Raw genomic sequence first — 13232 nt, 5'->3', positions numbered from 1 at the left:
TCTTGTGTTGAGGGACGGCTATTATCGGGTCGGAACGGGTGTTTCCCCGCGATAATCGTAGAACCCGCGTCCAGCTTTACGTCCAACCCACCCGGCCTCGACATATTTCACCAAAAGCGGGCAGGGGCGGTATTTGGTATCCGCCAGCCCGTCATGCAACACGTTCATGATCGCCAAACAGGTGTCCAAACCGATGAAGTCGCCCAGCTCGAGCGGACCCATCGGGTGGTTCGCTCCTAGCTTCATGGAGGCGTCAATGGATGAGACCGAACCAACGCCCTCGTATAGCGCATAGCAGGCTTCGTTGATCATAGGGATCAGGATGCGGTTCACGATGAAAGCCGGATAGTCCTCGGCACTGGCGGCGGTTTTCCCCAGCTTCTCGACGACGCTCAGACAGGCCTGATAGGTGGGCTCGTCCGTGGCAATGCCGCGGATCAGCTCGACCAGCTTCATCAAAGGCACCGGGTTCATGAAATGGAACCCCATGAAACGCTCGGGACGGTCGGTTCCACTGGCTAGGCGAGTGATCGAAATCGATGATGTGTTCGAGGTCAGAATAGTGTCGGGCGAGAGATGCGGCAGAAGCGTATCGAAAATCTGCTTCTTGAGCCCTTCATTTTCCGTCGCGGCTTCGATCACAAGGTCAGATGGGCCAAGATCCGGCAGCGACAATGTGGTGCTGATACGCTTCATCGCGTCACCCATATCTTGCGCCGAAATCAGCTCGCGCGAGACCTGGCGCTCCATGTTCTTGGTGATCCGGGCAATTGCGGTATCCAGACTGTCTTGGCTGATGTCGTTCAGGCGGACTTCGTATCCGGCAAGGGCCAGAACATGTGCAATTCCGTTACCCATCTGCCCGGCGCCTACAACGCCCACTGTCTCGATGCTCATATGTCTTTCCTTCTGGTCACGCCGCCCAGGCATGGCCCCGCGTTACGTTTGGTTATGCCCAGACTATGCGCCGCGTGGTTCCGGGTGCAAGCGTTAAGCAGAAGCTAATGAAACCTCAGGCATTCTAAGTTTAGCATTTTGGCAAGGCTTTGGGCGCACAGTGCTATTCGGGTGAAATAATTGGAGTGGGTGGCATGGCCTATGAGAAACTTGGGAAAGGGTCGTTGGACTATTTCCCGTGCCGTTACAAAACATCGAAAATTCTGTTCCGCGGACCAAAGCGAAGTTTGGACGGCCCCTATGTTGCGGTGCTTGGTGGGACCGAAACGTATGGCCGTTTCAACAAACAACCTTACCCCGATTTACTGGAAGAGCGGATGGGGCGAACGGTGGTGAACTTCGGCTGTCCAAATGCTGGGCTGGACGTGTATCTGCGTGATCCAGCCCTGTTGAAGCTATGTAACAATGCCTCTGAGATTATCGTTCAGCTACCGGGCGCGCAGAACCTTTCAAACAGGTTCTATGCTGTTCACCCGCGCCGCAATGATCGGTTTCTGCGGGCATCCAGCATGCTCAAATACCTGTATCCAGAGATGGATTTCACTGACTATCATTTTACACGCCACCTGCTAGGGGCGCTTCAGTCAACTTGCGAACAGCGCTTCGCCTTTGTGCGTAAAGAGCTGAAAGGAGCCTGGATTGGACGCATGAAGGCACTGCTGTCCCGGTTGGACACGCGAGTCACACTTGTATGGTTGGCGGGTCATGCGATTGCAAGCAGCGCTGCCGATGAAGCGTTTGGGTCGGATCCTTTGTTTGTGGATCAAGATATGGTCGATAATGTTCGTCCCTTTGTCCGTGATTTGGTCGAGGTGGTTGTGACCCCAAACGAGATCGCCAAAGGGCAGGTCGGTTTGATCCACTCGGAAATGGATGCACCGATGGCACAGAAAATGCTGGGAACCGTCGCGCATGAGCGTGTGGCGATGGAACTAGAGCAAGCGCTGTCTTGCAATCATCTTTGACCGCAGCTTCACGTTGATCTGCGCAAATGAAAAGGCCCGCCAACCTGGCGGGCCTTTCGTAGTCTCGTTCTAACGTTCAGATCAAACGGCGTCGGTTAGGGCCGGCACAGCTTCGAACAGGTCAGCAACTAGGCCGAAGTCAGCCACTTGGAAGATCGGAGCCTCTTCGTCTTTGTTGATCGCAACGATGATCTTCGAGTCTTTCATGCCAGCCAAGTGCTGGATGGCGCCCGAGATGCCGATGGCGATATACAGTTCCGGGGCAACAACCTTACCGGTCTGACCCACCTGCAGATCGTTCGGAGCATAGCCCGAGTCAACCGCAGCACGCGACGCACCAACTGCGGCGCCCAGCTTGTCAGCCAGTTTCTCGATCAGAGCGAAGTCCTCTTCCGAACCAACGCCGCGGCCACCCGAAACAACAACGCCAGCCGATGTCAGCTCGGGGCGGTCGCTTGCAGCAACTTTGTCCTCAACCCATTCCGACAGGCCGGGGTTGTCAGCAGCGCCGATTGTCTCAACGCCAGCCGAACCGCCTTCAGCAGCGGCATCAAATGTCGACGTACGGAAGGTGATGACCTTCTTGGCGTCTTTCGACTTAACGGTCTGCATGGCATTGCCGGCATAGATCGGACGCTCAAACGTGTCGCCGTCGACAACTGCGGTCACGTCCGACAGAACCATCACGTCCAGCAGCGCGGCAACGCGCGGCATTACGTTCTTGGCGTCGGTGGTGGCCGGAGCAACGATGTGCTCGTAATCGCCAGCCAGCGATACGATCAGGGCTGCGGTCGGCTCGGCCAGGCGGTGACCCAGCGATGCGTCTTCGGCAACCAGAACCTTGGCCACGCCGTCGATCTTGGCCGCAGCGTCTCCAGCAGCGGCGGCAGATGCGCCAGCGGCCAGAACGGTCACGTCACCTAGTGCTTTCGCAGCAGTGACAGCTTTGGCGGTGGCGTCCATCGCCAGTTCGCCATTGGTGACTTCAGCAAGAAGTAGAACAGCCATTATACAGCCCCCGCTTCCTTGAGTTTCGATACAAGCTCGTCAACCGAGCCAACGATGATGCCAGCGGCGCGTTCGGCCGGCTCCGAGGTCTTCACGATCTCGAGGCGCGGTGTCACATCAACGCCGTAGTCAGCAGCGGTCTTTTCGTCCAGCGGCTTCTTCTTGGCTTTCATGATGTTCGGCAGCGACGCATAGCGCGGCTCGTTCAGGCGCAGGTCAACGGTAATGATGGTTGGCATCGAAACCTTGATGGTCTGCAGGCCGCCGTCCACTTCGCGGGTCACAACGGCGTTGTCGCCATCAATGTCCAGCTCAGACGCAAAGGTGCCTTGCGACCAGCCCAGCAGGGCCGACAGCATCTGGCCGGTGGCGTTCATGTCGTTGTCGATGGCTTGCTTGCCCGCCAGAACGATGCCCGGCTGCTCTTCTTCAACAACTTTTGCCAGGATCTTGGCAACGGCCAGCGGCTCGATGTCTTCGTGGACATCGTCAGCGGCGTTTACCAGGATGGCGCGGTCAGCACCCATGGCCAAAGCCGTGCGCAGGGTTTCCTGAGCCTGCTTCACACCGATGGACACAACGACGATCTCTTCAGCCTTCCCGGCCTCTTTCAGGCGGATGGCCTCTTCGACGGCAATCTCGTCAAATGGGTTCATCGACATTTTTACGTTGGCAAGATCGACACCGCTTCCATCCGCTTTCACACGAACTTTCACGTTATAGTCGATCACGCGCTTTACAGGCACAAGCACCTTCATTGGCGTGTATCTCCCAGTTATGCCCACAAGGGGCGGTAATGCTCTCGCGACACGTTTAACGAAATGCTGCATGTGAAAACAGCGTAAAATCGTCACGTCCTAGCCCACGGACGTCGCGTTCTTTCGTTTTGAGGGGGATTCTTTGCAAGAATGTTGCCGTGTGGCCAGATTGCTTTGGCGGCAGGGGGCGTGCATCCTGAACTGAGAATCACAGGAGAACTGCCATGACACAATCCGAAACCGTCGAATTGGTTCACGCGCCGTCGCGTATAATCGCAGGGCGTTCGGGGCGGTATTCGATGGAAACTCGTAACCAGATCCCGGGCCTTTGGCAGCAGTTCTTTACTGAGCCGCCCGAGATCGAGAACGTGATCGAAGGGGCATTTTACGGCGTATCCTATGGGATGACGTCGGGCGGAGAATTCGACTATGCCGTCGGGCTTGAAGTGCCTTCAACGGGCGAAGCTCTGCCGGAAGGTTGCTGCCATGTCACCTTGTCGGAAGGCGACTATCTGGTACTGCGCACATTCGGACCCGTTGCGGAACTTCCGCAGCAATTTGACCGCGTGTTCAGTGAACTGATCCCCGCAAATTCGCTGGTCCCGCGTGAAGGCGCGGTGTTCGAACGCTATCCGCATGATGAGCGAAACACGCTCGAGGCAATGGCTTACGAGATTTGGGCTCCTGTAAAGGCTACCGCCTAACGATTCGCTCCCGGTACCCACAGCACATCCGCTTTGCCACCGTCATTCGCCACGCGGGCGGCGACAAAGCACCAGTCGGACAGGCGGTTCAGGTATTTCACCGCTACCGGGTTCAAATCTTCAACGGTGGCCAATTCTGTGGCCAGACGTTCGGCGCGCCGTGACACAGTGCGCGACAGGTGCAGGTGGGCTGCAAGGGGCGATCCACCGGGCAGGATGAAGCTGCGGAGCGGTTCCAGCGCTTTGTTCATCGCGTCGATCTCAGTTTCCAACCGATCCACTTGTTCCTGTGCCATGCGCAACGGTGGGTATTCAGCCTCGGCATCTTTCGCCATTTCGGGGCGACAAAGATCAGCGCCAAGGTCAAAGAGGTCGTTCTGAATGCACGCTAAAGCGGCGTCCATATCCCCTTCGGAGTGAAGGCGCGCCAGCCCAATCGTGGAGTTGGTTTCGTCCACAGTCCCATAGGCATCCACCCGCGCGTCATGCTTCGGACGGCGCGATCCATCGCCCAAAGCGGTCTCGCCCTTGTCGCCGGTCCGCGTGTAAATCTTGTTTAAAACAACCATCAGTTTCCTCCGCGCAGCCAGACGAATAGTAAGATCAAGGCGATTGCCACAGCCTGTGCCCCAATCCGCCAGCGCATTAGTTTGTTCGAGTATTTATGGGCAGTTTTGCCACCAACACCAAAAGATCCGATGCCCAGCATCAGGATGACCAAAACGGCAGCGCAAGCCACCACAATGAAAAGGAACAGGGGATCGTCTGCCATAATGTCTCTCACTTCGTGTTGGGTCTGAGATAGACCCATTCCCCCGGTTTTACGAGGGACAATTGAGCGCGCCTATCCCTTTGGCGTGACGCGATCCCCCATGCGTGTTGACAAAAGGCGTCGCCCAATCCCGGCGATATAGGTCGCCGTGGTCACGTAATAACGTGGCTTCGGCTTTGGATGTTCCAACGCGTGGATCAGTTTTTTTGTTACGGCAGAAGCAGGCAACTCGAACGTGTCCAGTTCTCCGCTGTCATCGTAAAGTCGCTCGCGCAATTTGGCATAGAGGTTCCGGCGCGGGCTGTTTTCCCAGTCGATCCAACGTTCAAAATGCGGTTGCGCGTTTTCGCGGATCTTGGTGGTGATCGGGCCGGGTTCGATCAGGATGATATCAATCGGCTGATCGCGCATCTCAAGGCGCAACGTGTCCATCAGCCCTTCCAAGGCAAACTTGGTCGAAGAATAAGCCCCGCGCCACGGCATGGCCGCAAACCCAAGCACAGAAGAGTTGTGGATCACCCGCCCATGGCCTTGCGCGCGCATGATCGGCAGAACCAGACGGGTCATGTGGTGGTATCCGAAGAAGTTAGATTCAAAGATCGTGCGCAGGGCATCCGTGGGCAGGTCTTCAACACCGCCGGGAATCGCATAAGCACCATTGTTAAACAGCGCGTCCAACGTGCCGCCGGTGCGGGTCAGGACTTCGTCCATGGCGGCTTCCATGCTGGCCTCATCGGCATGGTCCAGCAGAAAGCTTTCCAGCCCCTCGCCACGCAGCCGTTCGCAATCCTCTTCCTTGCGACAGGTGGCGAAAACGCGCCAGCCGCGTTTGGCAAGTGTGTGGGCGGCATCATAGCCAATGCCGGAAGAACATCCGGTAATCAGAATGGATTTTTGGGTCATTTATTTCTCCTGCCTCGCGCCCATTTGGGTAAGGGCAGGGGGCTGAGCTGGTCAACAAAAAAAGAGGTGCCACGAATGACACCTCAGTTGATTCTCTTGAAAGGGATGCGCTTGTTAAAGCTGCGGTTTAAGGAATCTTGATGCGATGAAGCCGCGTGCGCCGGTATCGACGACTTTGATCTGGCTCCAACCACTGTCAATTTGCCCGGTTTCGACAACTTCAGTGCCGCGGGTCAAGCGGGCAACGACACCATGCTGGGTCGACGGACCACCGCGCATGTTCACGGTGGTGCCGCTCACAAACAGGGTGGGAAAATCAGTGCTCAGGCTTGTAGGTTGCGCTTCCCCTTCGTCGGAAGGGGCTGGCGCGCTGGCGGCCATCTTGCGCGCTGCAGCCTCGGCCAATGCTGCGGGGCTGGCAACATCGTCTACAGTGGCAGCTGCTTTGACGATGAATGAGGGGGTGCTTTCGGCTATGTCTGCAGAAACAGCGACGACGGGAACGACGGCAGCAGTGTCCGTTTCTTCAACCTTGGCGGACACGGCAACAATGGTGTCCTGCTTTATGGTTGGCTCACGGCCAATGCGGTCTGTTGGCAGATTGTCATCACGGCCATAATGCATCATGGCAGCGCCCATGACGCCAACCGTAAGCAATGACATTCGAATAATACTCATACTATCCCCCTTAATCGTTCACCAGCTAACACTTTGCTTCAAAAATAATCGCGGGGAATGTAATTCGAATTTCCCCCGGAAACTCGCGGTGGCAGCTTTACGCGAGTCGTCCTCAAGGATACACAAAAACCATGAATGATGTAACCGACAATCCCGAGTCAGCGGGCAGCGAACTGGCAGAGCCACTGCGCCGTGCCATCGGCGACCGCTATTTAACCTATGCGCTTTCCACAATTATGCACCGCGCGCTTCCCGATGCGCGTGATGGGTTGAAGCCTGTTCACCGCCGCATCTTGTATGCGATGAGCCGCTTGAAACTGGCATCCGGTGGTAAATTTCTGAAGTCGGCGAAGATTTCGGGCGACACGATGGGGGATTTCCACCCGCATGGGGATGCCGCGATCTATGATGCAATGGCGCGATTGGCGCAGGACTTTGCCGTACGCTATCCGCTTGTCGATGGGCAGGGAAACTTCGGCAACATCGATGGTGATAACCCGGCCGCCAGCCGCTATACGGAAGCGCGCATGACTTTCGTAGCGGAAGCCATGTTGCAAGGCTTGGACGAAAACGCGGTCGATTTCCGGGACAACTATGATGGTCGCCTGACCGAGCCAGTGGTCCTTCCGGCTGAGTTTCCGAACCTTCTGGCCAACGGCTCGTCAGGGATCGCCGTGGGGATGGCGACGAACATTCCGCCACACAATATCTCGGAATTGATCGATGCCTGTCTGCATTTGATCAAGACGCCGGACGCGCGCGACGACACGCTTCTGAATTACGTGCCGGGACCGGACTTCCCGACGGGTGGCGTGATTGTCGAGCCCAAGGAAAACATCGCCAACGCGTATCGCACGGGCCGGGGCTCGTTCCGTCTGCGTTGTAAGTACGAGATCGAGGATATGGGCCGCGGCCAGTGGCAGATCGTTGTGACCGAAATTCCGTACCAGGTTCAGAAGTCAAAACTGATCGAGAAGATTGCCGAGCTGATCCAGACCAAGAAGGTTCCGATTCTGGGTGACATTCGCGATGAGAGTGCCGATGACATCCGTATCGTACTTGAGCCGAAGTCCAAGAACGTCGATCCCGAGCTTCTGATGGGTCTGATGTACCGAAACTCGGACCTTGAAACGCGGTTTAGCCTGAACATGAACGTGCTGATCGACGGCGTGACGCCGAAGGTTTGTTCGATGAAAGAAGTGCTGCGCGCCTTCCTTGATCACCGCCGTGACGTCCTACAACGTCGCTCGCGTTACCGGATGGATAAGATTGATCACCGTCTCGAAGTGCTGGAAGGCTTTATTGTTGCCTTCCTGAACCTCGATCGCGTGATTGATATCATCCGTTACGACGATGACCCCAAAGCCGCCCTGATGCGCGAGGATTGGAGCATCGATCACGTGCGTGCGACGGACGAAAGCGACTATAGCAGCCCTGCCCCAGGTGAGGGTGAGCTGTCCGAGGTTCAAGCCGACGCGATCTTGAATATGCGCCTGCGCAGCTTGCGTCGTCTTGAAGAGATGGAACTGGTGCGTGAACGGGATGAGCTGATGGAAGAACGTGCCTCGCTTGAGGATCTTCTGGACAGCGAAGACCTGCAATGGGGCAAGATCTCGGATCAGCTGCGCGAGTCGAAAAAGCTATTTGGTAAAGACTTTGAGGGCGGTCAGCGTCGTACACAGTTTGCCGAAGTGGGTGAAGTCGAAGACGTGCCGCTTGAGGCGATGATCGAACGTGAACCGATCACCGTGGTCTGCTCGCAAATGGGGTGGATCCGCGCCATGTCGGGCCATATCGACCTTAGCCGCGAGCTGAAGTTCCGCGATGGTGACGGCCCACGTTTCATCTTCCACGCCGAAACGACCGATCGCCTGCTGGCCTTCGATTCTAACGGCAAGTTTTTCACCCTGTCCTGCGCCAATCTGCCCGGCGGGCGCGGCATGGGTGAGCCCCTGCGTCTGATGGTCGATCTGCCGAACGAAGCTGAAATCGTTGATCTGTTCATCCACCAGCCCGACCGAAAGGTTCTGGTCGCCTCGAACGAAGGCAATGGCTTTATCGTGAATGAAAACGATGTGCTGGCGCAGACCAAGAACGGCAAGCAGGTTCTGAATGTTGGTGATGCAACTGCAAAGATCTGTGCTCCGGTCAGCGGGGATCACGTGGCAATCATCTCGGAAAACCGCCGCTTGCTTGTCTTCCCTGTGTCCGAAATCAACGAAATGACACGCGGCAAGGGTGTTCGGTTGCAGAAGTATAACTCGGCCCGTGGAAAGCAAGGTATTCTCGAGCTGGATGGTGGTCTGTCCGATGTGAAGACCTTCAACCTGGAGGAAGGCTTGTCTTGGCCCGCGTCAGGGGATCGAACCCGCACCGAACCCGACATGTCGCCATGGTTGGGGAAACGTGCTGGTGTCGGCAAAGCCCCACCCCATGGGTTCCCCCGCAACAACAAGTTCGAGTGAATTGGTTTGCCCCCTAGCTTCTTAAGCATCTCATATTCTGGCGAGAAGGGACCGATCTTCTGGCTGGCTCTGCGCACCAGTATCCTGACGGTTCTGACCCTTGGCTTCTATCGCTTCTGGGCCAAGACACGGCTGCGGCGGTATTATTGGAGCGCAATTCGACCCGGAGGTGCCCCGCTGGAGTATGTGGGCGATCCGCTTGAAAAACTGCTGGGTTTTCTGGTCGCTGTGGTCTTCATGGCGTTTTACATCGGGATCGTGAACCTGATCCTGATGTATTTCAGCTTTGCCCTGTTCAATGCAAACTATGCGGCATATGGCCTGAGCTTTCTGGGGCTGACACCGATTATCTTTTTCGCCCAATACCGTGCGCGCAGATACATTCTGGCGCGCACCCGTTGGCGCGGTATTCGTTTTGGGCTGGAACCCGGCGCATGGGGGTATTGCTGGCGCGCGATCATCCACTGGATTGTTGCAATTTGCACCTTGGGTCTGTTGTGGCCGCTGACCACCTTGTGGCTCGAGAAGTACCGGGTTTCGCGCACCTATTATGGGGACCAGAGGTTTGTGCAGGGAGGCTCAAAGGGCCTTTTGTTTGGGGCGATGAAGCACGTGTATTACGCAGTTGGTCTTAGCGCCGTCGCCTCGGTCATGCTTGCGCTTTATGAGAATCCCAGCTGGCTTCTGATGTACCTGCTTACTCTGCCTTGGTTGGTCTATGGGCTGGCGTATTGGCGGGCAGAGAGCTTCAAGCGCATGTCTGAGACGAAGGAACTGGGCGACATCCGTTTTACGGCCGCTCCACGCCCTTGGCGGATCATTGGGATCTACGCGCTGGGCGGTTTGATGTTGAACATAGTGATGTCGGGTCTGTTCATGATCGTGTTTATGCTTATCGCCCTGGTGGGCGGAACCGCGGATTTGGAAAACATTGATGTCGACGTGATGGAAGGCGCATTTACAGCACTACTTCCAGCGATAGTACTTGTCTACTTTCTGCTCATTGTTGTGACACGTGCCATGACACAAGCGTGGATCACATTGCCTTTGGCGCAGCACTTTGCGGAAGTGACAAAAATCGTGAACACGCAGAACATCGCGCAAATTGTACAGCGTGATCGCGACGAATTCGCCGAGGCAGAAGGCTTTGCAGAAGCCTTGGATGTGGGGGCCGCGATATGAACGTAACGGCAACTGACTTGCATTTCGCCGATCTTGCACAAGGGGAACGTGCCCACCTGACCCGTGTTGAGGTTGTCGTGGATGCGACCGGCTTGACGCTACGCCTGCCAGATGGCGACGAAACCATCTGGCGCTGGTCAGATATGCGACGAGTGCGTGATCAGGCGGATCGCCGTGTCATGGTTTTGGCGCGCAAGGGCGATCCGGTCACACGCCTATATCTGGCAGACAAATCTACACAAGACTATGTCACGCAGAATGCGAAAGCACTGGGTAAGCGCGATCAAAGCACCCCTCTGTCCAAAGTGGCGTTGTGGGCGGCTGGGGCGGTTGCGTCTGTTGCGGCCATCATCTTTCTGCTCGTGCCGCTTATGGCTTCACAGCTTGCCGAAATTCTGCCGCCGGAAGGTGAAAAAGCGTTGGGCGATACGACGTTCGAACAGATACGAACCGCGCTTTCTGAAACGGGCTTCGAAGACCAACTAAGGATCTGTGATGACCCGGCGGGCAATGAAGCGATGCAGGCCATGTACGCAAGTCTGAACCCCGATGCGGATCTTCCATATGATGTGCAGGTCCATATTTTGGATCACCCCATGGTCAACGCCTTCGCACTTCCAGGGGGACGAATTGTCTTCTTCCGTGGGCTGATTGAGGAAGCGCAAAACCCAGATGAAGTTGCCGCCGTGCTCGCGCATGAGATTGGCCATGTTGTGAACAGGGATCCTACCCGCGACGCGCTGCGTTCCGCCGGTTCGCTTGGGGTGTTGGGGCTGTTGTTTGGTGACTTCGCCGGTGGGACCATTGCGCTGTTCCTGGCCAATCAACTGATTAACGCCTCGTATAGCCAAGCTGCCGAGACCGTAGCGGATGACTATGCACATGGTCTATTGGAAAAGGCCAACATCTCGCCTGTTGCCTTGGGGACGTTCTTTGAACGCCTGCACGAGGAACACGGCGACGCAGAGGGGTTGGTAGCTCATCTGGCATCACATCCGCAGATGACTGATCGCATCGCAGCCGCCAAAGCGGCTGTGGATCTGGAACGTGAATATGACTCGATTCTAGATGACGTTTCTTGGCTCGCGCTCCAGACCGCCTGTGGTGGTGAAAGCAATGTCACGTCGGATATGCAAACCCCCGAAAAGAAGGCGTGGCCCTCGACAGAGTGAAGCCTGAAATCTGTGGGTAATCCAATGAATTTGTTGCGGTTAAGATCCGGGTCGCCGGGTTTCGCGGTTTTCCTTGCGCTGGAGCGCATGCAAGCCTTGATTTTCTTTCACCAAAGCATTAGCTAGCCCGCGATATTGAACCACGGGGTCAGTGACCCCCCCAGACACGAGGCGTAGGGCTCATGGCTAAGGAAAAGTTTGAACGCGGTAAACCGCACGTTAACATCGGCACGATTGGTCACGTTGACCACGGCAAGACCACTCTGACGGCAGCGATCACCAAATTCTTTGGTGACTTCAAAGCATACGACGAGATCGATGGTGCGCCGGAAGAGAAAGCCCGCGGGATCACCATCTCGACTGCTCACGTTGAGTACGAGACTGACAACCGCCACTATGCGCACGTTGACTGCCCCGGCCACGCCGACTACGTCAAGAACATGATCACCGGTGCGGCCCAGATGGACGGCGGCATTCTGGTTGTGAACGCAGCTGATGGCCCCATGCCTCAGACCCGCGAGCACATCCTGCTGGCGCGTCAGGTTGGTGTACCTGCGCTGGTTGTTTTCATGAACAAAGTTGACCAGGTAGACGACGAAGAGCTGCTCGAGCTGGTTGAGATGGAAGTTCGTGAACTGATGAACGAATACGACTTCCCGGGCGACGACATGCCGATCATCGCGGGTTCCGCGCTGGCCGCTATGGAAGATCGTGACCCTGAAATCGGTGAGAACAAAATCCGCGAGCTGATGGCTGCTGTGGACGAGTACATCCCGACCCCGGATCGTCCGGTTGACGGCGACTTCCTGCTGCCGATCGAAGACGTGTTCTCGATTTCGGGCCGCGGTACTGTTGTAACCGGCCGTGTTGAGCGTGGCGTTGTGAATGTTGGCGACGAGATTGAAATCGTTGGCATCAAGGACACTCAGAAAACCACCTGTACCGGTGTTGAAATGTTCCGCAAGCTGCTTGATCGCGGTGAAGCAGGCGACAACGTTGGTGTTCTTCTGCGCGGTATCGACCGTGAAGCTGTTGAGCGTGGCCAGGTTCTGTGTAAGCCGGGTTCGGTTAACCCGCACACCAAGTTCGAAGCCGAGGTCTATATCCTGACCAAGGAAGAGGGTGGCCGTCACACGCCGTTCTTCGCGAACTACCGTCCGCAGTTCTACTTCCGTACGACTGACGTGACCGGCACGGTTGAACTGCCTGCTGGCACCGAGATGGTGATGCCGGGCGACAACCTGAAGTTCAACGTTGAACTGATCGCTCCGATCGCGATGGAAGAGAAACTGCGCTTCGCGATCCGCGAAGGCGGCCGTACCGTTGGTTCGGGCGTTGTCTCGAAAATCATCGACTAAGAACACCCAGCGTTCTTAGGGCGACAGGGTATTCGCGCAATCGCGCGAATGTCCCGAGAGCCAAAGAGACAGAAGATAAGAAAAGGGCTGCCATCAGGCGGCCCTTTTTTGCGTCAGCGAAACGCATTGAGTGGGTGGCAGGTGAATTGCGAAGCAAATCGCCGAGAACCCACCTGCTCACAAACTAAAAAAGGCCCCGCAACACGAAGGGCCTTATCTTTTTGGGCGACAGGTGCATTTACGAAGTCAAATCGCCGAGAGCCAGAGAGAGAAATGAATAGAAAGGGGCGCTCGCAGGAGCGCCCCTTTT

At 56.4% G+C, this 13232-nt stretch carries 13 protein-coding genes; 6 read left to right on the top strand and 7 right to left on the bottom strand.

Annotated features, from left to right (window positions below):
- Positions 1-21 precede the first annotated feature (21 nt).
- Complete coding sequence (locus tag MWU55_RS00580; protein WP_246933753.1) at positions 22-897, bottom strand: 3-hydroxybutyryl-CoA dehydrogenase; 876 nt, start codon at positions 895-897, stop codon at positions 22-24.
- Between the two features lie 194 nt (positions 898-1091).
- Here MWU55_RS00580 and MWU55_RS00575 point away from each other — a divergent pair, with 194 nt between their 5' ends.
- Positions 1092-1922, top strand: coding sequence for a DUF6473 family protein (locus MWU55_RS00575; RefSeq protein ID WP_246933749.1), 831 nt, complete (start codon positions 1092-1094; stop codon positions 1920-1922).
- A gap of 81 nt (positions 1923-2003) precedes the next feature.
- Here MWU55_RS00575 and MWU55_RS00570 read toward each other — a convergent pair whose 3' ends face one another.
- Positions 2004-2930 carry an FAD-binding protein gene (locus MWU55_RS00570; RefSeq protein WP_246933748.1) on the bottom strand — a complete coding sequence of 309 codons (927 nt, stop codon included), beginning with the start codon at positions 2928-2930 and terminating at the stop codon, positions 2004-2006.
- Positions 2930-3688 carry an electron transfer flavoprotein subunit beta/FixA family protein gene (locus tag MWU55_RS00565; RefSeq protein WP_246933747.1) on the bottom strand — a complete coding sequence of 253 codons (759 nt, stop codon included), beginning with the start codon at positions 3686-3688 and terminating at the stop codon, positions 2930-2932. Before MWU55_RS00565 ends, MWU55_RS00570 begins: the two co-directional genes overlap by 1 nt.
- A 224-nt stretch (positions 3689-3912) precedes the next feature.
- On the opposite strand from MWU55_RS00565, the gene MWU55_RS00560 reads away from it, so the two are divergent.
- On the top strand, positions 3913-4392 hold the full coding sequence (locus tag MWU55_RS00560; protein WP_246933746.1) for a GyrI-like domain-containing protein: 480 nt from the start codon (positions 3913-3915) through the stop codon (positions 4390-4392).
- Here MWU55_RS00560 and MWU55_RS00555 read toward each other — a convergent pair.
- The 4 genes from MWU55_RS00555 to MWU55_RS00540 form a co-directional block, all read right to left on the bottom strand.
- Positions 4389-4961: a cob(I)yrinic acid a,c-diamide adenosyltransferase gene (locus MWU55_RS00555; RefSeq protein WP_246933745.1), complete on the bottom strand. Its 573-nt coding sequence runs from the start codon at positions 4959-4961 to the stop codon at positions 4389-4391. The genes MWU55_RS00560 and MWU55_RS00555 overlap by 4 nt on opposite strands.
- Positions 4961-5164 carry a twin transmembrane helix small protein gene (locus MWU55_RS00550; protein WP_246933743.1) on the bottom strand — a complete coding sequence of 68 codons (204 nt, stop codon included), beginning with the start codon at positions 5162-5164 and terminating at the stop codon, positions 4961-4963. Before MWU55_RS00550 ends, MWU55_RS00555 begins: the two co-directional genes overlap by 1 nt.
- 72 nt (positions 5165-5236) lie before the next feature.
- Positions 5237-6067, bottom strand: a complete 831-nt coding sequence (locus MWU55_RS00545) for an SDR family NAD(P)-dependent oxidoreductase (protein ID WP_246933741.1) — start codon at positions 6065-6067, stop codon at positions 5237-5239.
- Between the two features lie 114 nt (positions 6068-6181).
- Positions 6182-6745: an SH3 domain-containing protein gene (locus tag MWU55_RS00540; RefSeq protein ID WP_246933739.1), complete on the bottom strand. Its 564-nt coding sequence runs from the start codon at positions 6743-6745 to the stop codon at positions 6182-6184.
- A 131-nt stretch (positions 6746-6876) separates the two neighbouring features.
- Here MWU55_RS00540 and parC point away from each other — a divergent pair, with 131 nt between their 5' ends.
- The 4 genes from parC to tuf all read left to right on the top strand — a co-directional run bounded on the left by parC (position 6877) and on the right by tuf (position 12922).
- Positions 6877-9210 carry a DNA topoisomerase IV subunit A gene (parC, locus tag MWU55_RS00535; protein ID WP_246933737.1) on the top strand — a complete coding sequence of 778 codons (2334 nt, stop codon included), beginning with the start codon at positions 6877-6879 and terminating at the stop codon, positions 9208-9210.
- A gap of 6 nt (positions 9211-9216) precedes the next feature.
- A complete protein-coding gene (locus tag MWU55_RS00530) occupies positions 9217-10392 on the top strand; it encodes a DUF898 family protein (RefSeq protein ID WP_246933736.1) in 1176 nt (391 codons plus the stop codon).
- Positions 10389-11564: a M48 family metallopeptidase gene (locus tag MWU55_RS00525; protein ID WP_246933734.1), complete on the top strand. Its 1176-nt coding sequence runs from the start codon at positions 10389-10391 to the stop codon at positions 11562-11564. Before MWU55_RS00530 ends, MWU55_RS00525 begins: the two co-directional genes overlap by 4 nt.
- Positions 11565-11746: 182 nt before the next feature.
- Positions 11747-12922, top strand: a complete 1176-nt coding sequence (gene tuf, locus MWU55_RS00520) for an elongation factor Tu (RefSeq protein ID WP_246933733.1) — start codon at positions 11747-11749, stop codon at positions 12920-12922.
- Positions 12923-13232 lie beyond the last annotated feature (310 nt).

Source organism: Aliiroseovarius sp. F20344 (assembly GCF_023016155.1).
In the GTDB taxonomy this organism is placed as follows: domain Bacteria; phylum Pseudomonadota; class Alphaproteobacteria; order Rhodobacterales; family Rhodobacteraceae; genus Aliiroseovarius.
Note: the sequence above shows the minus strand (reverse complement) of the source record. Positions and strands in the feature narration are given on the sequence as shown.